The following is an 18,710-nucleotide window of genomic DNA, read 5'->3' on the forward strand; positions in this document are numbered from 1 at the left end:
TTTGTGGAGGATATTGGAGACACTCTGAAGTTTATTTGTCCGTGATATCGTCCTGCAGCGTATGGGTCGGGATCGTAAAGTAGAAGGAGGAACCGACATGTTCACGACTCTCGACACCGATGACCCCTCCCATCAGCTCGACGAGTTTTTTACTGATTGCCAGCCCCAGTCCCGTACCGCCATATTTGCGATTCAAGGAGGGGTGAAGCTGCGAGAAAGAGGTGAATAGCTGATGCTGCTGTTCAGCAGGGATGCCAATTCCCGTATCCCTTACTTGAAAAGCAAGCGTGAATTCCTGGGTGCCCGTCCTGCGCAGGCCCTCGACACTCATCATGATGCTGCCCTCATGTGTGAATTTGATGGCATTGCTGATGAGATTAACAAGCACTTGCCGCAGCCGCAGGGCATCACCGATGATCACATCGGGTACCGTGGAGCTGTTGATGCTGCAGGATAACGATAACCCTTTTTCTTTGGCTTTAGCCGAGAATAAATCAACAACGACTTCAAGCAAGGAACGTAAATCGATCGGTTCATGAACGAGTGTCATATTGCCGGTTTCGATTTTGCTGAAATCAAGGATCTCGTTTAGGATGTGCAGCAGCGAGCTGCTGCTCTCCATCAGAATATTGGTATAATTCTGTTGGTCCTCGTCAAGCTCGGTCGTTCTTAACAGCTCAATCATCCCGATGATGCCGTTCATCGGCGTGCGGAGTTCATGGCTCATCATGGTCAGAAACTCCGTTTTCGCTTGATCTGCCCGTTCGGCATTCTCCTTCGCCCGAATGATTTCTTTCTCATCGGTGATATCGCGGAATACCATGACAGCGCCTTTGCGCTCTCCTTGATCCCAGATTGGATTGACCTGATAATCTGCCAGAAAGCTGGTTCCGTCGCCTCGCCAAAGCACGATCTCAGCTCTGGACAGCGGTACGCCTTGTTTGACGGCCCGAACAAGTGGGGAATCATCCCCCCGATAAAAAGTGCCGTCATGGCGAATTTCTTTGATAATCTGGTCGCAAGGTCTTCCGATGGTGGTGGCTGGTGCATAATCCAGCATCGCTGCGCCTGCCGGATTGATAAATGCGACATGTCCGTGAATGTCCAGTCCGATAATGCCTTCGGATACCGTATTCAGCAAAAGAGTGAGCTCCCGGCTAAGCTTCTTGATCTCCTCCATGGTTCGCATGCGCTCGGTGATATCCCGGGTAATGCCGTAGACGCCGACCACTTCGTCATCCACGAAAATCGGAATGTTGATCGTATTGATATCGATGGGATGTCCATCCTTATGAATAATCGTCAGATCATAGCTTTGAGGTATGCCTTCTGTTGCCTGGTTAAAATGAAACAACGTGCGAGCCATGTCTTTTTCCGCTACAATCGGTCCGAAATACATCCCGATCAGCTCGTCCAGCGTATATCCCGTCAGGTCCTGCAAATTCTGGTTGGCCGTTAAGTAGTCGCCTTCCAAATTCATGGAGTATACAGCCGACGGATTATATTCAAATAGAGAACGATATCGCTGTTCGCTTTCCTTTAACTTAAATTCCATCAGCTTTCGTTCGGAAATGTCGCGGGCAATCGAAATGATTTCGTTCTTTTGGCCGTCCTGCGTGCTAATGTACTTGCAATTGACTTCAAACCAGATGTGCCTGCCATCCTTATGTATATAACGGAAGGTGATCGGTGTGAGCATTTGGCGGTCCAGGCAATTCTTAAAATACGCCTGAAGCGGTATGACATCCTCAGCGTACACATAATCGAATATACTGGTGCCAACCATCTCATCCGGACGATATCCAAGCAGTGAATAACAGGAAGGTGAACAATATAGAAACGTTGAACAGTCTATGGTGCTACTCGATATAAAATCAAGTGAATTTTCGGTAATGAGCTTGTACTTGTTCTCATTCTCCAGCGACTGCTGTTCAATCAGCACCTGCTCGGTGATATCCTGGGCCATGCCAACCATCTCCATGGGTCTGCCTCCATTCGTAACGGAGACTTCCCATTGAGCTCGAATGGTTCGGATTTTCTTGTCCTGAAGCTGGATCCGGTAGATGATTTCATTCGCCTTCCCTTGAATGGCTCTGTTCACCGCCGCCTCCAACCGCTCGCGGTCCTCCGGAACGACCAATGACAGCAGCGTGTTATGGTTTGGCTCGGTGGCACTGATCTGATATCCGTAAATTCGCCTCATCTCATCACTGTAGGTTAGCGTATGCGTGATCAGGTCCCAACGCCAGGAACCGATCTTGGCAATCCGCTGCGCATGGGCCAGCGTATCCTCATCCGTTTTGCGTTTGGTAATATTTCGTCCAATGGCCAGAACCTTGTTAATCTCACCCTGAGCCCCCCGAATCAGCTGGAAATACGTTTCGAACCATAAATAATGCCCGTCCTTATGGCGAATGCGTCGAACGAAGCTATTTTCCTCTGAAAATAGTTTGCCCGGTTCTTTCATTTGCTCGGAATCGACTTGATGATAGTAATCGATCCGGCATTGGCCCGTCATTTCCTCTTGGGTGTATCCGAGTATTTCGGTCACAGGAGGTGAGATGTACTCGATGATGCCGTCAGCGTTGCTGATGGATATAAGATCTTGTCCGCTTTTGGAGATGAGTGCAAGCAGCTCATCATTCTTAATGGTCCGCGGCAAAGATAATTCCTCCTGTATGGTTCGGGGTTCAATACAGCATAATATCCATGGAGTCTCTCCAGGGGCAGGATGTTTCAACAGGGAAATAGTCACTGAGACATGGACTTGATTTCCGTCACGGCGGATAAAATAAGAGTCTCTTTTGAGCGTGGTCGTTTGGTTATATGTTAATGATTGCAATGTTTGTTGAATCGGTAGGTTGGATAGAACTTGGATTTCGGAAGGTTTGAGCTGAAGCAGGTCTGAACGTTTCGTCTCGGTAAGTTCGCAAAAACGATCATTAACCATCGCCACAGGCTCGTCAATCGCAGAAATCAGGATTGCCCCAATAGGCAATTTATCAAACATTTGTTCCCAGACCCAATGTTCCGCTGTTTGCCTCATGATTATAGTTGCCTCCCTAACTTAAGCTATACCATTCGAACATAGAGGATAAGATCACTCTATCGCAATCGTAAATACCTAAGTATAATTTGAACTTGGAATTAAGGCGCGTAAAAGCCAACCGATAAGAGGAGCATTCTTATGGCTGGCGAGCGAGTGTAACCGTACGAGTGCATCCGATTACCGATGTTGTTTTATCCTCGTTTTTTTATTTGTGCAGCAGGACACGATCATCGACGTTTTTGTCAAAATAATGCCCGGCATACGAGCAAGCGGGGATGATTTTCAAATCTTCTTCCCGAGCGTACCCTATTACTTTTCGAACGAGTTCGTCGGCGATTCCTTGCCCGCGCAGGCTGGGTGAGATATAGGTGTGATCGATACTGATCACTCCGTTACCCTGAGGCGAGTAGGTGATTTCGGCTACCGTTTTTCCGTCATCTTTCATGAAAAAGCTGCCCGGTTTTGACTGTATATTTTGTTTGTCCATGGTGTTTAACCCTCCTTCATCTGGTTGTACTATACCCGTATCTACGATGCATTAAACGGATTTCACATAGGCGAACACCCTTGACGGGACATTTGCATACAATGCGGATAGAAGAGAACGAAGGAGGAGCATCATGAACAATTATTCATCGCAACCGCAAATGCTGTTTCAATGCGATCACCATCTGGTACATTCCATGAAGAAGCATAGAGAAAGCGCCCATGCTGCTATGAAAAATGTGGTGAATCGCAAGGTAAGAGTGCATACGATGGATGATGAAGCCATCGAAGGCGTCGTCATAAACGTAGACGCAAAAAATGTGTACATTCTTGTAGAACAAGGCAACAGAGGATTCTTTCCCGGATATCCGCCCTTTGCGCCATACGGGCCTAATCCTAATGTAATATTGCCGCTAGCATTGTTTAATCTTTTGGCTGTCAGCTTGTTGTGGTAGCAAACGAAGAACCTGCAGTCTGGTCTGCAGGTTCTTTTTTTTTGTGAAAATTTTTTAAAATTACATTTACGTACATACTGTATGTATGTTAAATTGGATTCATCCCAAATAGAGGAGAGGTTTTCCATATGAAGCTGCAAGGATTTTATCCTGTGATCATGACAGAGAAGATCGCCGAAAGCGCAGAGTTTTACACACGGTTGTTTGGATTTGAGATTGTTTTTGAAGCGGATTGGTATGTAAGCCTGAAGAAGGGAGACCAGGAACAAGGCGCTTATGAAATGGCCATTTTGTCCAAAGACCATCCCACGGTACCGTCCGCTTTTCAGAAACCTGCACAGGGATTGATTCTTAATTTTGAGGTGGAGGATGTGGATGCCGAGTACCAAAGGCTGATCATCCACGAAAAGCTGCAGCTTCATCAGGAGATGCGGGACGAGGAATTTGGTCAGCGGCATTTTATTACCAGTGACCCGAATGGGGTACTGATTGACATGATCAAGGTCATTCAGCCTTCCCAGACCTTTCTGGAGCAGTATAATGAAGAAGTGTGGTCACCTAACGAAGTTGACTCCAGAGAATGATGCATAGGGGAGAACAACGCTAATTATGAGAAGAAGCAAAAGCGAAACCCACGAGACAATACAGCTGCTGCTGAAGGTAGCCAGAACACATTTTACGGAAAAAGGCTATGCCAATGCGGCACTAGAGGAAATTGCCGACGAAGCTAACGTTACCCGCGGCGCTCTGTATCATCACTTTAAGAATAAACTAGGTTTGTTCCTGGCCGTGCTTGAATTAGCACAATCGGAAATTGCACAGCGCGTCGAAACGGAAGCGGGTAGCTCCGAGGATCCCTGGGAGCAGCTCCTGTTTGGCTGCCGGGCTTTCATTGCTGCCGTGGTAGAGCCGCAGAATAAGCGGATTATGCTCATTGACGGTCCTAGTGTTGTAGGTTGGGAGGCTTGGCGCGAGATGGACGAGTTGCATTCGATGAGTCATTTGCGGGAGCAGTTAACTTTGATGCAGGAGCAGGGAATGATGAAGAAAATCCCTGTTGATGCGATGACCCATGCCTTGTCTGGAGCATTAAATGAATGCTCGCTTTGGGTCGCTCAAATGCCTGCAACCAATAAAGGCATCGAGGAAACGATGGATGTGATTGCCGGCATGTTACAAGGGTTTCGAGTAAGAGACTAAAGTATATGATAAGGTTTACCCCTACTATGGACCGGATTTCCAACAAACCTTACAATTTGCACGAATGTTGTAAGCTGGAGAGGTACAGCAATAAATCCATGAAATGGGAAAGGGGTTAACCATGAAACCAATGAAACCGTTGAAGGAATTTTTGGAAGAGCATCAAGATCATCCAATCGAAGCCATCGGAAGCTATATTTCCGAGTACATTGAACATAACTGGCAAACCGTACTTACCGTAAATCAGGAAAAACTGATGAGGGCATACAACGAGGGTGGAGATGCAGCGTATGGGACGTTTTTGAACCTTTTATTCTTGCCCATTCATAGACAATTAAAGGAATTAGGAATACGACCTGAACCGAAATTCCCCGGTGAGTTTGACATCTCAAGAGAATGGGGAAGCCAGGAAGGGACGGACCAACAGCGCTGGATGTGGAGCACGGTTTATTCGCCAGAGCAGGAGCGACTAGGCACCATCGTCACCGTCGTATATCACGATCATACACAGTTTCGCGTCCCCAGGCAGCCTCGCATCATAGCTTTGCAGGAGACAGAAAAAGAGGAAGTCGTCGCAGCTCTTTCGCTCAAGTCGCCGAATTTTAAGGAAGCACTCGAATTTACGGTTGAATATGAAGCATATCTTCGGAGTTTGCAGGAGTAGGAAATAACGATGCAGCGGATGCAGCGCGGATTTTTCTGCCCATCAAGGAGATGTCTTCATCCTAGTATAAGATTTCTGATGGTTCATTAGCCTATAAAAAAGCGCCTTGAGCAGGATGGAAATATCCTGGGACAAGGCGCTTTTAACATTTAGATTGAAGACAGCTGATCAACCGTTAGGTCTAACCAGTCTAATTCTTCCCTTGTCAGCTGGATGGTTGAACCCTCATCACAGGATTTTAATTCTTCGGCTGATTGCGCACCGATCAACGCACAGGTCGGGAAGGGCTGGTTCAGCACGTAAGCTAGCGCAATCTGAATGGCTGTCACATGTTTAGATGCCGCCAGCTGCTTTGCACGCTCTAATCGCTCCCAGTTCTCATCGCTGTAGAACACCCGCACAAGATCCGCATTATCCCGAATTTCAGGCGTGAATCGGCCGGTGAAGAATCCTCTCGCTTGGGAAGACCAGGAGAGCAGCGGGAACTGCTCGGATTCATGCCACGCAATTGTCTCTGCATCGGCAGACACGCAGCCTTTCCAGAACGGCTCGTTTGGTTTGGCCAGACTGAGATTCGGGCTGCTAAAGGAGAAACCGACCAATCCATTCGCCTCGGCATAGGCATTGGCATCCCGGATGCGCTCCCATGTCCAGTTGGATACCCCAATGGCGCCAACGCTGCCATCGGCAATGTATTCGTTCAGAGCCTCGATAACTTCACCTGCCGGAACCTCAGGGTCGTCACGGTGAAGCGCGTACAGATCGATGAAATTCGTTTGCAGTCTTTCAAAGCTCATTGTGATGTCACTCTTGATGTCTTTTTTATTGACGCGCGGGCCGTTCTGGTCATGATGGGCACCCTTGGTCAGTATGACGATCTGATCCCGGTTTCCTCTTTCCAGCATGTATCTGCCGATGACTTCTTCGCTTTGACCTCCACAGTAGATGTGGGCGGTATCAACGGAATTGCCGCCAATAGCCAGGTATGCATCCATATTCGCGGCTGCTTTCTCATACGAATCATGATAGAAATAGTCTGTTCCTTTCATTAGCGCAGAGACGGGTTTGTTTAATCCCTTGATTGATATATATTTCATATTCATATCCTCCTTGGGTGTATTTACAATACAATTCGCTTCCGTTCATGGGCAGATTGCAGGCAGGCGTCAATGACTTTCATGTTGTGAATGGCGTCCTCTGCGGAGTAGCGGAGAGGCTTGTTGTTCAAAATAGCTTCAGCCATGTGGTCGCCTTGTTCGCTGTATGCGTTTGCACGAGGAACCTCGATTTCTTTACGTCCTTCGCCGGTCGTTAAGAAGAAGTTCGCTCCGTCCTCAGGCAGGCTATAGGCGTAAGGGACTTCAATCAGGCCATCCGTACCCACAATTTCAAGAGGGTTGCGATAAGCCGCCCACATTCCGCAATCAAATGTCAGGGCTACATTGCCTCCAAATTCGACTAATCCGGATGCCATCATGTCGACATGGTCATGCTCAGGGGAGAAGAAGGCTTGAACGGTAACAGCTTCCGGCTCTTTATCCAGCAGGATGCGCGCGGCATTGATTGGATAACAGCCGACATCATAAATCGAGCCGCCGCCCCAATCCTTGCGGAAACGGACATTCCCGTGATTGGCGGAGCTGTTGAAGGTAAACGCGCTGCGTATGCCCCGAATGTCCCCGATGGCACCGGCGTCGATCATTTCCTTCATCAAGTCATACCGCGGGTGATAGCGATACATAAAGGCTTCGGCCAGCACTACCCCAGCTTTAGCTGCTGCTTCAACCATTTCAGCTGCTTCTGCTTCCGTCAACGCAAGCGGTTTTTCGCATAGAATGTGTTTACCGGCTTCCGCCGCACGGATGCTCCATTCTTTATGTAGATGGTTAGGGAGCGGAATATAGATAGCATCTATCGAAGAATCCTCGAGCAAGGACTCGTAACTGCCGTATGCAGTTGGAATATTCAGTTCCTTTGCCGTTTCCGCTGCCTTTGCCTGATCGCGGCTCGCAATGGCAACGACATCATTGAGACGGGATTGCTGTAAACCAGGTATGACCGAGCGTTTGGCAATGCTGGCGCAGCCAAGGATTCCCCAACGAAGTTTTTGAGTCATGTTCATCAGCTCCTATACAACTTATTAAGATTATATTGCGATTATAAAAGACAAGAATTAAAATTGATATAATATTATTTTGTAGTTCAATACAACAATATTGTCATTTGAGGAGTATTATGATGAAACGACAAAGTCATCTGTTAACCCTTCCGCAAATGCCATTCTTCTGCCTGCCCGAATCAGTAGGAATATACCGGGATGAACTGGACCATACCGTTACGCGGGCAGCCGGGTCTCTGAACAATTTCAATATTCATTATGTGGCTTCCGGTAAAGGGTATGTTGAAATCGAAAATGTAGTTCATACGCTTGGCCCAGGTGAAGCCGTGCTATATTTTCCTATGCAGGCTCAGCGTTATTACACCAGCGAGGACGATCCGTGGGATGTGCGGTGGTTCCACTTTTATGGCAGCGGTCTGCAGAACTATTTCATCGAACGTGGATTTCATAAAAGCCAGCTGTGGAGCATTCGGCAGCCGTCAGCCTTTGAGGAAGCGCACGAAGCGCTGTTATGTGAGGCGGAGACCCACCGGATGCTCAAGCCAGCGCAGCTGTCCACGCTAACGTATTCCTTGTTAGCCGTATTCGTGGAGCAGGCGTCCGCATTATCGGACAATAAATCGAACAACTCGGCCAACCGGATTCTTGAACTGCTGCCGATCATGCAGCAGGAAGCGGCACAACCGTTTATTTTGGAAGAGTGGGCGGACAGACTTGGCGTCACCACCTACTATTTCTGCAAATTATTCCGCAATGTCATGGAGATGACCCCGATGGATTTTGTGACGCGCTGCCGTCTTCAGATGGCAAAGCAGTGGCTGCTCGACCATAAAGAAAAAACCATCGGACAAATTGCAGTGGAAGCGGGCTATCCGAGCGTCAGTTACTTTAACAAGCGATTTATGGAGCATGAAGGTATGACGCCATCTTCCTATCGTCGCTTATTTGGGGTATAGTTATGGATATCACGTCGCCAGGTCAGGTGAGAACTCGACTTAGGTCCAGGTCCTATTCACACCTATAGTCGGTTTTGGAAACGGCTTGCCTCTACTACAATGGAATTAACGAAGGATTTGACGAAATCCGGATTCAATGAAATATGTAATCAATGTATGTGGGGGAAAGCCAAATGTCCGATAACCAAAATATATATGTTCTACTGACCGATACGGGTACGATGTTTACCAGGCTGATTAAACGAATTACTGCCGCGCCCTATAATCATGCTTCGCTGGCGCTGGACGAGAACTTGAATGAAGTGTTCAGCTTTGGCCGCAAATGCGCCAACAATCCCTGGGTTGGGGGATTTGTTGAGGAAGATGTATACGAAGGAACCTTCCGTCACTTTCCAGGTACGCGCTGCGCTCTGCTCCGACTCGAGGTCACTAGAGAGCAATTTGAGGCGGCAAGAAGCGTGATTCAAAATTATAAGGATGAAGAGGATGCGTACGGGTACAATCTCATCGGTATGTTTGGCGTGCTGATGGGACTTGATATTATGAGAGAAAGATCCTACTTCTGTTCACAATTCGTAGCGGAAGCGATGAAGCAAAGCAGAATCCATCTATGGAATCGCCCTTCCTCCGCAGTAACTCCGAATGATTTCTTTCAGCATCCGGCATTCGAAGTTATTTATGAAGGCATGTTATATGACTATCCATTGCTTGACCAATCCAGGTTGGCTGGATTCCAATACCCGTTACAAACGGCTTCAAGTTGAGTTACTATTGAGTTGATTTATTGCATATCGAACCATAACTTCTGCCCTCGGCAGAAGTTATTTTTGTACGGTGGGATTCTTGAAATCGTTATTTTAATTGCGCATTTGCGCGTGCAATGATAGACTCGATTTTTTGTTCGTGACTGTAAATGCTTTTCTTTTTCGTCAGGATCTGACCGGAGAGCGTCAGCAGCCTGGAAAGGGTATCGCTGGTTCTGGCCGATTCATTCGCCTTTACTGCGGCTTTGAAATTTTTCCACTCGGTTGTCATCAGTTTATTCGGCGTAGAGATTGCACTTTTATCGCCCTTGATCTTGCTTTTGTAGGATTCAATCTCGGACAGGATAGAGCGGACCTTAGCCGCTTTGGAAGTTTTCTCTTTCTTGGCTGCCGTAAGTGCCGCCTGCTTACTTCGGATATCCTCACGTCCAAGGGTAACCAGGATCTTCATGCCACCGGCCTGTGACTGCAGCATCTTGGAGAGCGTTTTGTCTTTGAGTTTCTTAGCAACGGCGATTTGCTTATTGAGAGCGGTATAGGTATTAAACAGCGGCTGGTACTTGGTTTTGGCTGCTTGGAGCTGATCCTCCAGCTTGCGGATTTTGTCCTTATCGATGTCACTGATTCTTTTGCGGGTTTCCGAAGCTTTGGCTTCATTGGCATAACGAAGGGAAGAGATTCGATCATCCCAATCCATCGCTTGCTTTCGTTCCGATTTAAAATTATCGTACTGATTGATGAGTTTGGTACGTACGGTTCCACCGGCCCGGTCCGCCGTAGCATTCAATTGGGCTTGGACCGCATCGGTGAACTCGATCGCAGCTGCATTCGCGAAAGGCATGGGGATTAAAGTGAGAAATAGTGCCATAACAAGGGATGAGGTCAGTAATCTTCTAAACATAAACATCGCTCCTTAACGAATAATCATCATGAGCGGCAGTCGCATCATGACAGGATGGCCGGATCCACGACAAAAAGCACCCGTTAGAAAGGCGCATTCAACGCCAGACTTACGGGTGCTTCCTTCGTAAGAGCTCCGATTCACTTTTTGTAAATTTTACAGGTAAATTTTGGTTTTGTCAAACGCTTATTCCCCTGAAATGAGCGAAAATCCTCCAAGAATGGTCTTCCAAGCCTCCAAATCTCCCTCCCATGTGGGCCCTTTCGGTATTTGCTTGATGAGCACCTGATCCGAGAAAGAAGGAAGCGTAACAATACCCGGACTGCTGCTAAGCATAACAAATAACAGGGTTACGTTCGGATTGGAGTAAGTTTCGCGAATAACCTGATCAATCGTCTCAGCATCTTTTTTATGCGGGATGATCCGCACGAGCAGCGTCTTTTTTTCAGAATTCAAACAGCGGTTAAAGCGCTCGATTCTTCGATCCAGCCGTTCGCGAAAAGCGGGGTAGTCATATAGCGGCTGCTCTTCCGGGTTGTTCTTGAAATCATGGAAGGATAAACAGGAGGACCGTTTGTCGCGTACATAATAACAGTTCACGGATTTACCATATATGTCCAGGTTATCCCGGAGCATGAAATCGCTGATTTGATGTTTAATGACTTTGCAAAATTCACGGGTCGAAGCGAAGTTGAACCAGTCCCACGGACCTGCTGCATGACGCAGCTTGTTTCTTCTTAGCTGGGCGGCAACCTGACAGTTGTGACTCAGACTGAAAATGGCACCAAACTCCATAGGGGTTGTCATGCTACCAAACCTCCTTGAATCTATCATTAGATATCATATGCAAATTGATAGAGTTGGTATGGAGTAGTGACCAAGGAAAGATGTGGGAGAGCAGATGATAGCCACCGTTTAAGGCTAACGGTAGAAGGGAGTGATACTTTGTGAGGAGGGTGCCGCACATGAAAAACAAAGCACGAATATGGATAGCGCTTCGTTTTTCATATATTCATATTTTCGGGAATTAAGAGATTTCCTTAACGTTGTAAATCCGCATTTTCCTGACGCGACCCCCAATAGATTTATGAAACTTTCTAACTATATTTCAATTATAATCAAACCGTTTAGAGCCTCCCTTCGTTTCCTTTTAATAGTACCGGTAAAAATCATTTATGAAATGGAGGAAGAATCATGAAGAAGACCGTGTTCCTATCAGCTCTACTGCTCTTTGTCATTACGGCTGCCGGAATGTCAGCCTATGCAGAAATGGACCGTAAGCCGGCGTCCCAGTCGACACCAAATTCAAGCCAAACTGATCATGTCATCCGAGTGTATGGACCAGGCGGACCACTTGGACCGATCAAGGAAGCTGCTAAGCATTTTTCAGCTGAAACGGGAATCGAGGTGGAAGTAACAGCCGGACCAGAGGGCAATTGGATCGGCCAGGCAAAGCAAGATGCAGATATTATTTTCGGTGGCTCCGAGTATATGCTGCAGGACTTCATCTTCAACCACCCCGAAATGATCGACACTAAATCACGAACGGAGCTTTACCCGCGTGCTGCAGGAATATTGGTGAGGAAAGGAAATCCTAAGAAGATTGAAAGCCTGGAGGATTTAACGAAAAAAGGAGTGAAAATAATCGATGTGAATGGGGCTGGCCAGCTTGGCCTGTGGGAAGACCTGGCAGGCAGAAAAGGGCTGATCGAAGGCATTTCCCAAAATATTAACCTTTCTGTAAAGTCGAGTGCCGAAGCCATTGAACAATGGAAATCGAATTCCGGCCTGGACGCCTGGATTACCTATGAATCGTGGCATTACCGGCTCCAGGATGTGACCGACCTGGTCGAACTGCCCGAAGAAGAAAAGCTCTATCGTGGAACGCCGATCGCCCTGACAAAAATCACCGATCAGAAAAAAGAGGCACAGCAATTTATTGATTATTTAAGAACGAAAGAAACTCACCAAATCTTTCAAAAATGGGGCTGGAAGTAAGGACGCGCCTTGAATCTAAAAAACTGGGAGGAATATACATGAAAAAAGGAATTTTCACCCTCGCGATACTATCGATTATTTTTGCTTTGGCTGCCTGCGGAAAAAGCACTGAGGAAAAAGCAGAGACGGATCAACCCAATCAAGCCCAAACGGAACAAACGAAATCGGAACAAGCCCCGGCTGACAGCCTCCAGCTTTTGGAGAATGAGACAGCTGGAGAGTACCTGGCGGATCCACAAGGAAGGGCCCTGTATTACTTTAAAAAGGACGAAGCAGGAAAAAGCAATTGCAGCGGAGACTGCCTAGCAAACTGGCCGGCATTTACCCAGGAGGATTTCGCCGTCCCGGAAGGTTTTGACAAAAAGGATTTCGATACGATCACAAGAGAAGACAACGGGGAGAAGCAGGTCACGTACAAAGGTTTTCCTCTCTATTATTTTGCAAAAGACCAGCAAGAAGGGGATGTAAACGGACAAGGAGTAAAAGATGTATGGTTTGTCGTAAACAGCGAAACAGAATTTGAATAAGCCTGCCCAGGGAACGATCAGTCGCGGTCGTTCCCATCCTTATTTTTAAAATAGATATATTTTTATCCAATAGCAGGGAGTGCCATATGAAAGAAAAACACGATGCGGAATTAATGAGATTGGTAAACGAAAAACACCGTCACGCATTAGAGGAGCTTTATGATCGATATATAAAGCTTGTTTACAGCTTCGTTATGAAGTTTTGCAATGGGAATGAGGATAAGACGAAAGAGATTATTCAGTTGGTCTTTTTGAGGCTATGGACAACAAACAGCCATTATGATCCCGCTCAAGGCAGCTTTGTCAATTGGCTCCTCACGATTACACGAAATATTTGCATTGACTACCTCCGCAAAGAGAAAAGGCATACACAACACCATCAAGAGGATCATGAAGAGATCGCCGACCCTGCCAATGAAATCGAGCAACGAGTAAATACGAATAATATTGCGATGGCGAAAAACAAATTGCCGACGGCGCAAAGAAAATTAATCGATTTGCTTTATTGGAAAGGGTATTCTCTTTCAGAGATCGCCAAGCTGGAACAAGAGCCGCTCGGCACGATTAAAAGCAGGCTTCACCAGGCTCTTAAAGGATTGAGGAAGCATCTGGAACTGGAGGATATAAAGTGAGAAGAGATTGTGATCATTTAATTCCATATATAGCAAATGAGCTCAAGGAGAGCGAACACATGGCCTTTGTTGAACATTTAAAGAATTGTACGGATTGTAAGAAAGAATATCAGGAATTGTCACAGGCCTGGCATGCTTTGCCGTTTGATTATACCGAAATCGAGGTGCCTGAATCGCTAAAAGGCGAGGTGCTGGGGTTTGTTTTTGATCACAAAAGAAAAAGCGGTACGGAAACATTCATGGCTAAGATGAGCAAGATTGCCATGATGCTCAAAAGCCAGTTCACTCCTGTTTCAGCCAGTATCGTCGCCGTCTTGTTGCTCGCGATTATTGGCCTTGGAATAGTGGAAGTACAGGAAAAAAATCGCCATGCCGAAAATATACCCATTGAAATTTTAACGGCCATCCCCTTAAAAGCAGCCAATCAAAGTCAATCAGAAACAAACGGCATCGCCTATATTGTCCAGCAGGGATCAGAGAAAAATTTGGTGGTGCAGGTTCACGAATTGCCCGGCGTCGAAGGTTCACAGGTTTACCAGGTTTGGCTGCTGAAAAATGGCACGAGGGAAAATGGTGGCATATTCAAGCCAGACGAAAACGGATCCGGAATACTGACTTACCAGCTCGCCGAAGGGCAGACTTTTGATCAAATCGGCATCACCTTAGAACCGAACGCCAACAGCAGCCAGCCAAGGGGAGGAAAAATAGCCGGGTCATAGATGGTAACAGAAAAGGACAGATATATTTTGTTCTATCTGTCCTTTTTGTACGGTAGATTGATCTCATTATTCCATAACTTCAACTAAGAACCCTGATCAATTCATAATTTTGGTATTTTTTGTTGCGTATCTGCAAGCCGTTCTTTGCCAATTCCTCTGCCTGATCAAGTTTTTCATTAATTTTATTAGCCATCCGACTATTCTGTTTCAAAAAGAGGGTATCCTTAGGGTCTTTGGACCTTTTGGGACAGCCCATCTGATTTTATTCGTCCCTAGGATCATAAAGAAAAAGCCTTTACACACATGGGATTCTGAGTGTTTAAAGGTTTTCCCGAAGGATGTCTCTATTCCGTTTTATTAACCTTCCGTTTTCAATGTGGATCGGTACTTCTTCGGCGTCATGCCCGTATACTTCTTGAAAACTTTAATAAAATGAGATTGATCATAAAAGTTCAACCGCAATCCGATAGAAGAAATCTTGTCATTGGTCATATTAAGCAGTTTCTTGGCCTCTTCAATCCGCTGTTTCTGTATATAATTCATCAGCGTCATGCCTGTCTGTTCTTTGAATAAATTCATCAAGTAGTTGCTGTTCAGTCCAGTCAACTCCGCAAGCTTGTCGAATGTAATTTCTTGATATAAACGGTTGAAAATGTACTCGCAGCAAATTCTGATCGGTTTGGACATACTTTCTTTCCGGCTCTGTTCAACCCGTTCCGTAAAGTCCAATAATGCACGTACTAACGCGGCCTCAACTGCCTTGATATCATTCAGTTCCTCGATTTGCTGAATATGCAGATCACTGAGAGTAAAGGCCAGTTCTTCATATATTCCTCCATCTACAGCAGCCCTCATCGCAATCGCAACACAGCAAATGGCTAAATTTTTCATATTGCGGAGTTGGCTCCGCTTAGATAAGATCCCCACGCCCTCGTTAGGAAAGGCGATCCACTGTTTCATTAATTCACCTGTATTGCCGGTTCGAATCAATTCTAGCAACCGTTTCTCAATTTTCGAGCTGTGATTAGACACCGATAATTCCCGTTTGGTTAGAATTTCAATTTCTATATTATTCTGAAACATGGTGGGCAGCACATATTGATAACTATATTGCAGCACATCCGTAATCTCCAAAGCCTCTTGATTGATCATCCAATGCGCAAGTACGCTGATATGAAGCAGACGAAGACGGCTCATGACGGGAAGGCTGTCCCAATATGCTTTCCAGTGCGGCAGATCGCGATAGGACATTTGATTATCATTCATAAGGCCATGGATATGCTCATCCGTAGGTACTTGCTGGATTGAAGGACCGATTACAACGAATCCATGTCGCTCTCCACTACGTTTAACAGGCACTATGATAAACTCTTCCCAGGAATTCGCTGTTAGAATCACCGGGTGTTCCATCTCTTTCTCTATAAATGGACGGAATAGCTTTTCGAATTCCATATAAAAAGGCCTATGCTGATCTCCGCTCCCCCAAATCGTTTCCACGGCATGTCCATCCTCGGTATAAAAGATCGGAAGCTGGATGCTTTCATATAGCAACTTACATGAATAGGCTACATCAGGTTGATTGGGAACATTGACCACTATGGAATCCCCCTCTTGCGTACAATTTTTCTAAGTATTATACCATAAATGAAAGCGATTGCATGAAATAATGGAGCTGTACAGATTTTTTGCATTCAAGGAGGTTATATCTTATGAAACGTGATATTCAAGCTCTAATTGCTGAGATGACATTGGAAGAAAAAGCTGGCATGTGCTCCGGTTTAGATTTTTGGCTGTTAAAAGGCGTGGAGCGCCTTGGCGTTCCTAGCATTATGGTCACCGACGGCCCGCACGGACTGCGCAAGCAGCAGGGAGACACCGACCATTTGGGCGTATTCAAAAGCGTATCCGCAGTTTGTTTCCCGTCGGCAGCCAGCATGGCCAGTTCGTGGGACCGGGAGCTGATCGGCAAGGTGGGTGTAGCACTGGGTGAAGAGTGCCAAGCGGAAAACGTTGCTGTCCTGCTTGGACCAGGCGCCAATATCAAGCGCTCTCCGCTATGCGGGCGCAACTTCGAATATTTCTCGGAGGACCCTTACCTTTCTTCCGAAATGGCGACCAGCCATATTCAAGGTGTGCAAAGCCAAGGAGTTGGCACATCTCTGAAGCATTTCGCGGTTAACAACCAGGAGCATCGACGCATGGGCGTTAATGCCGTTGTTGATGAACGCACGCTGAGGGAAATCTATTTGGCGAGCTTCGAAGGTCCGGTGAGAAATGCCCAGCCATGGACGGTCATGAGTGCTTACAACAAAGTTAACGGAACGTTTGCTTCCGAGAACAAGTTCTTGCTTACCGATATGTTGAAGGAAGAATGGGGGCATGAAGGATTTGTCGTGACCGATTGGGGCGCCAACAATGACCGGGTAGACGGGCTGGCTGCCGGGCAAGAGCTGGAGATGCCTTCAAGCGGCGGCGTGGGCGACCGTAAAATCGTGGAGGCGGTCCAGAGCGGCAAGTTGTCCGAAGGGACGCTTAATCGTGCTGTTGAACGGATTTTGCGCATCATTTTCATGAGCGTGGACAACAAAAAACCAAACGCCACGTACGATCGGGACGAGCATCATCGTCTGGCGCGCACCGTTGCCGGCGAAACGATGGTGCTGCTGAAGAACGAAGAGAACCTGCTCCCGCTAGCAAAAGGCAAGAAGTTGGCGGTCATCGGTCCATTCGCGCAAAAACCGAGATACCAAGGCGGAGGCAGCTCGCATATCAATCCGACCCAGATCGACGTACCGATGGATGAAATCAAAAAGCTTGCGGGCGGTTCTGCCTCGGTTGTGTACGCGCAAGGCTTCCATTTGGACAGAGACGAACTGGACGCCACTTTGATAGAGGAAGCGAAACAAGCAGCCGGAGAAGCGGATGCGGCAGTCATTTTTGCAGGTCTTCCCGATCGTTATGAATCCGAAGGCTATGACCGCAAGCATCTAAATATGCCTTCGAACCAGAATCAGCTGATCGAAGCGATCGCCGCTGTGCAGAGCAACGTGGTCATCGTACTCATGAACGGTTCTCCGATTGAAATGCCTTGGGTCGGCCAAGTGAAATCGATTCTTGAAGCTTATTTGGGCGGTCAGGCATCAGGAGGCGCGATCGCTGATTTATTGTTCGGCGAAGTGAATCCGAGCGGTAAGCTTGCCGAGACATTCCCGATGAAGAAAAGCGACAACCCATCGTTCCTGTTCTTCCCGGGCGAAGGCAATCGAGCCGAATACCGCGAAGGCATTTTTGTCGGTTACCGCTATTATGATGCCAAAGAAGTGAAGCCGCTGTTCCCGTTCGGACACGGTCTGAGCTACACCACATTTGAATATTCGAATCTTGTCATCGATCACAAAGCAATCAATGATACGGAATCCGTAAACGTACAGGTAACGATACAAAATACGGGATCACGTGCCGGCAAAGAAATTGCTCAACTCTATGTCCGCGATGTGCAGAGTACGCTTATCCGCCCCGTCAAAGAATTGAAGGGCTTTGCTAAAGTAGAGCTTCAGCCGGGAGAGAAGAAGACCGTTACGATGACGCTGGATAAGCGCTCCTTCGCTTACTACAACGTAGATCTTAAGGATTGGCATGTGGAGTCCGGTGATTTTGAAATTTTAATTGGACGCTCGTGTGAAGATATCGTTTTGAGTGATAAGTTACATGTCGAGTCGACAGTCACTTTGAAATTCAAAGTCGACCGAAACACATTGATTATCGACCTGTTAAACGATCCGCAAAGAGCGCCAATCGTGCAAGGATTGCTTCAGAAGATGCAAGAGGGCATGGGAACTATGTTGGAGGGCCTTGAAGCCTCGGAAAGCCTGGGGGAAGGCACGGGTGAAATGTTCGCTGAGATGATGAATTATATGCCGCTACGCACGCTGTCGATGATGAGTCAGGGGATGTTCACGGAAGAAATGCTGAACGAGATTATTCACCGATTGAATCATCAATAACAACTTTGCTATATACAATTTTTCTAAGAATTATACTATAGAAGAAAACGATTGAATGGAATAATATGAACTATCATTCTTTCAAGTTCACAAGGGGGATTCAAGCTTCGTTTGCAGGATACGATGATGGCAAGGATATGCTCCCTGCATCTTAACGTCCTGCTTCCTTTACAAGTGGATCGATGAGAAAACATGCTGGACATGTTGGTAGCAATTTATTAATGATGTGAAGCGGA

Annotated in this window: 18 protein-coding genes; 11 read left to right on the forward strand and 7 right to left on the reverse strand. The window is 46.8% G+C overall.

Features of this window, described 5'->3' with window-relative positions:
- Positions 1-31: 31 nt before the first annotated feature.
- Both CRG97_RS11830 and CRG97_RS11835 read right to left on the reverse strand, forming a co-directional pair.
- Entirely contained in the window at positions 32-3,046 is a 3,015-nt protein-coding gene (locus CRG97_RS11830; protein WP_098743129.1) for a PAS domain-containing hybrid sensor histidine kinase/response regulator, read from the reverse strand.
- A 208-nt stretch (positions 3,047-3,254) separates the two neighbouring features.
- On the reverse strand, positions 3,255-3,536 hold the full coding sequence (locus CRG97_RS11835; RefSeq protein ID WP_098743130.1) for a GNAT family N-acetyltransferase: 282 nt from the start codon (positions 3,534-3,536) through the stop codon (positions 3,255-3,257).
- 133 nt (positions 3,537-3,669) lie between these two features.
- On the opposite strand from CRG97_RS11835, the gene CRG97_RS11840 reads away from it, so the two are divergent.
- The 4 genes from CRG97_RS11840 (at position 3,670) to CRG97_RS11855 (ending at position 5,854) form a co-directional block, all read left to right on the forward strand.
- The gene (locus CRG97_RS11840) at positions 3,670-3,990 is read left to right on the forward strand and encodes a hypothetical protein (protein ID WP_098743131.1); all 321 of its coding nucleotides are present in this window, start codon (positions 3,670-3,672) and stop codon (positions 3,988-3,990) included.
- A 128-nt stretch (positions 3,991-4,118) separates the two neighbouring features.
- Positions 4,119-4,574, forward strand: a complete 456-nt coding sequence (locus CRG97_RS11845) for a VOC family protein (RefSeq protein WP_098743132.1) — start codon at positions 4,119-4,121, stop codon at positions 4,572-4,574.
- Between the two features lie 25 nt (positions 4,575-4,599).
- On the forward strand, positions 4,600-5,190 hold the full coding sequence (locus CRG97_RS11850) for a TetR/AcrR family transcriptional regulator (RefSeq protein WP_098743133.1): 591 nt from the start codon (positions 4,600-4,602) through the stop codon (positions 5,188-5,190).
- Positions 5,191-5,311: 121 nt separating this feature from the next.
- A complete protein-coding gene (locus tag CRG97_RS11855; RefSeq protein WP_098743134.1) occupies positions 5,312-5,854 on the forward strand; it encodes a DUF6022 family protein in 543 nt (180 codons plus the stop codon).
- A gap of 149 nt (positions 5,855-6,003) precedes the next feature.
- Here the strand turns inward: CRG97_RS11855 and CRG97_RS11860 are convergent, their stop codons facing one another.
- Positions 6,004-6,951: an aldo/keto reductase gene (locus CRG97_RS11860; RefSeq protein ID WP_098743135.1), complete on the reverse strand. Its 948-nt coding sequence runs from the start codon at positions 6,949-6,951 to the stop codon at positions 6,004-6,006.
- 23 nt (positions 6,952-6,974) lie between these two features.
- The gene (locus CRG97_RS11865; RefSeq protein ID WP_098743136.1) at positions 6,975-7,970 is read right to left on the reverse strand and encodes a Gfo/Idh/MocA family protein; all 996 of its coding nucleotides are present in this window, start codon (positions 7,968-7,970) and stop codon (positions 6,975-6,977) included.
- A 122-nt stretch (positions 7,971-8,092) separates the two neighbouring features.
- Here CRG97_RS11865 and CRG97_RS11870 point away from each other — a divergent pair, with 122 nt between their 5' ends.
- Both CRG97_RS11870 and CRG97_RS11875 read left to right on the forward strand, forming a co-directional pair.
- Positions 8,093-8,929 (forward strand): helix-turn-helix transcriptional regulator, encoded by an 837-nt coding sequence (locus tag CRG97_RS11870; protein WP_098743137.1) that lies wholly within the window; start codon positions 8,093-8,095, stop codon positions 8,927-8,929.
- 173 nt (positions 8,930-9,102) lie between these two features.
- Positions 9,103-9,693 (forward strand): hypothetical protein, encoded by a 591-nt coding sequence (locus tag CRG97_RS11875; RefSeq protein WP_098743138.1) that lies wholly within the window; start codon positions 9,103-9,105, stop codon positions 9,691-9,693.
- An 88-nt stretch (positions 9,694-9,781) separates the two neighbouring features.
- Here CRG97_RS11875 and CRG97_RS11880 read toward each other — a convergent pair whose 3' ends face one another.
- Together CRG97_RS11880 and CRG97_RS11885 are read right to left on the reverse strand one after the other, a co-directional pair.
- Positions 9,782-10,594 carry a hypothetical protein gene (locus CRG97_RS11880; protein ID WP_098743139.1) on the reverse strand — a complete coding sequence of 271 codons (813 nt, stop codon included), beginning with the start codon at positions 10,592-10,594 and terminating at the stop codon, positions 9,782-9,784.
- A 186-nt stretch (positions 10,595-10,780) separates the two neighbouring features.
- The gene (locus CRG97_RS11885) at positions 10,781-11,401 is read right to left on the reverse strand and encodes a DUF1796 family putative cysteine peptidase (protein ID WP_098743140.1); all 621 of its coding nucleotides are present in this window, start codon (positions 11,399-11,401) and stop codon (positions 10,781-10,783) included.
- A gap of 387 nt (positions 11,402-11,788) precedes the next feature.
- Here CRG97_RS11885 and CRG97_RS11895 point away from each other — a divergent pair, with 387 nt between their 5' ends.
- From CRG97_RS11895 to CRG97_RS11910, 4 genes are all read left to right on the forward strand, one after another.
- Positions 11,789-12,592: an extracellular solute-binding protein gene (locus tag CRG97_RS11895; protein ID WP_098743142.1), complete on the forward strand. Its 804-nt coding sequence runs from the start codon at positions 11,789-11,791 to the stop codon at positions 12,590-12,592.
- A 38-nt stretch (positions 12,593-12,630) separates the two neighbouring features.
- Positions 12,631-13,119 carry a hypothetical protein gene (locus CRG97_RS11900; protein WP_098743143.1) on the forward strand — a complete coding sequence of 163 codons (489 nt, stop codon included), beginning with the start codon at positions 12,631-12,633 and terminating at the stop codon, positions 13,117-13,119.
- A gap of 86 nt (positions 13,120-13,205) precedes the next feature.
- Positions 13,206-13,751 (forward strand): RNA polymerase sigma factor, encoded by a 546-nt coding sequence (locus tag CRG97_RS11905; RefSeq protein WP_098743144.1) that lies wholly within the window; start codon positions 13,206-13,208, stop codon positions 13,749-13,751.
- Between the two features lie 59 nt (positions 13,752-13,810).
- A complete protein-coding gene (locus CRG97_RS11910; protein ID WP_237566364.1) occupies positions 13,811-14,470 on the forward strand; it encodes an anti-sigma factor in 660 nt (219 codons plus the stop codon).
- A gap of 357 nt (positions 14,471-14,827) precedes the next feature.
- Here the strand turns inward: CRG97_RS11910 and CRG97_RS11915 are convergent, their stop codons facing one another.
- Positions 14,828-15,967 (reverse strand): helix-turn-helix domain-containing protein, encoded by a 1,140-nt coding sequence (locus tag CRG97_RS11915; protein ID WP_153047487.1) that lies wholly within the window; start codon positions 15,965-15,967, stop codon positions 14,828-14,830.
- A 212-nt stretch (positions 15,968-16,179) separates the two neighbouring features.
- Here CRG97_RS11915 and CRG97_RS11920 point away from each other — a divergent pair, with 212 nt between their 5' ends.
- Positions 16,180-18,474: a beta-glucosidase gene (locus CRG97_RS11920; RefSeq protein WP_098743147.1), complete on the forward strand. Its 2,295-nt coding sequence runs from the start codon at positions 16,180-16,182 to the stop codon at positions 18,472-18,474.
- Positions 18,475-18,710 lie beyond the last annotated feature (236 nt).

Origin of the sequence: Paenibacillus sp. EZ-K15 (genome assembly GCF_002573715.1) — a bacterium.
In the GTDB taxonomy this organism is placed as follows: Bacteria; Bacillota; Bacilli; order Paenibacillales; family Paenibacillaceae; genus Paenibacillus_AQ.

Bases quoted from the DNA above. Each gene is read 5' to 3' on its own strand.
- CRG97_RS11830 (WP_098743129.1), bottom strand. From the start codon at position 3,046: ATGAGGCAAACAGCGGAACATTGGGTCTGGGAACAAATGTTTGATAAA.
- CRG97_RS11835 (WP_098743130.1), bottom strand. From the start codon at position 3,536: ATGGACAAACAAAATATACAGTCAAAACCGGGCAGCTTTTTCATGAAA.
- CRG97_RS11840 (WP_098743131.1), top strand. From the start codon at position 3,670: ATGAACAATTATTCATCGCAACCGCAAATGCTGTTTCAATGCGATCAC.
- CRG97_RS11845 (WP_098743132.1), top strand. From the start codon at position 4,119: ATGAAGCTGCAAGGATTTTATCCTGTGATCATGACAGAGAAGATCGCC.
- CRG97_RS11850 (WP_098743133.1), top strand. From the start codon at position 4,600: ATGAGAAGAAGCAAAAGCGAAACCCACGAGACAATACAGCTGCTGCTG.
- CRG97_RS11855 (WP_098743134.1), top strand. From the start codon at position 5,312: ATGAAACCAATGAAACCGTTGAAGGAATTTTTGGAAGAGCATCAAGAT.
- CRG97_RS11860 (WP_098743135.1), bottom strand. From the start codon at position 6,951: ATGAAATATATATCAATCAAGGGATTAAACAAACCCGTCTCTGCGCTA.
- CRG97_RS11865 (WP_098743136.1), bottom strand. From the start codon at position 7,970: ATGACTCAAAAACTTCGTTGGGGAATCCTTGGCTGCGCCAGCATTGCC.
- CRG97_RS11870 (WP_098743137.1), top strand. From the start codon at position 8,093: ATGAAACGACAAAGTCATCTGTTAACCCTTCCGCAAATGCCATTCTTC.
- CRG97_RS11875 (WP_098743138.1), top strand. From the start codon at position 9,103: ATGTCCGATAACCAAAATATATATGTTCTACTGACCGATACGGGTACG.
- CRG97_RS11880 (WP_098743139.1), bottom strand. From the start codon at position 10,594: ATGTTTAGAAGATTACTGACCTCATCCCTTGTTATGGCACTATTTCTC.
- CRG97_RS11885 (WP_098743140.1), bottom strand. From the start codon at position 11,401: ATGACAACCCCTATGGAGTTTGGTGCCATTTTCAGTCTGAGTCACAAC.
- CRG97_RS11895 (WP_098743142.1), top strand. From the start codon at position 11,789: ATGAAGAAGACCGTGTTCCTATCAGCTCTACTGCTCTTTGTCATTACG.
- CRG97_RS11900 (WP_098743143.1), top strand. From the start codon at position 12,631: ATGAAAAAAGGAATTTTCACCCTCGCGATACTATCGATTATTTTTGCT.
- CRG97_RS11905 (WP_098743144.1), top strand. From the start codon at position 13,206: ATGAAAGAAAAACACGATGCGGAATTAATGAGATTGGTAAACGAAAAA.
- CRG97_RS11910 (WP_237566364.1), top strand. From the start codon at position 13,811: ATGGCCTTTGTTGAACATTTAAAGAATTGTACGGATTGTAAGAAAGAA.
- CRG97_RS11920 (WP_098743147.1), top strand. From the start codon at position 16,180: ATGAAACGTGATATTCAAGCTCTAATTGCTGAGATGACATTGGAAGAA.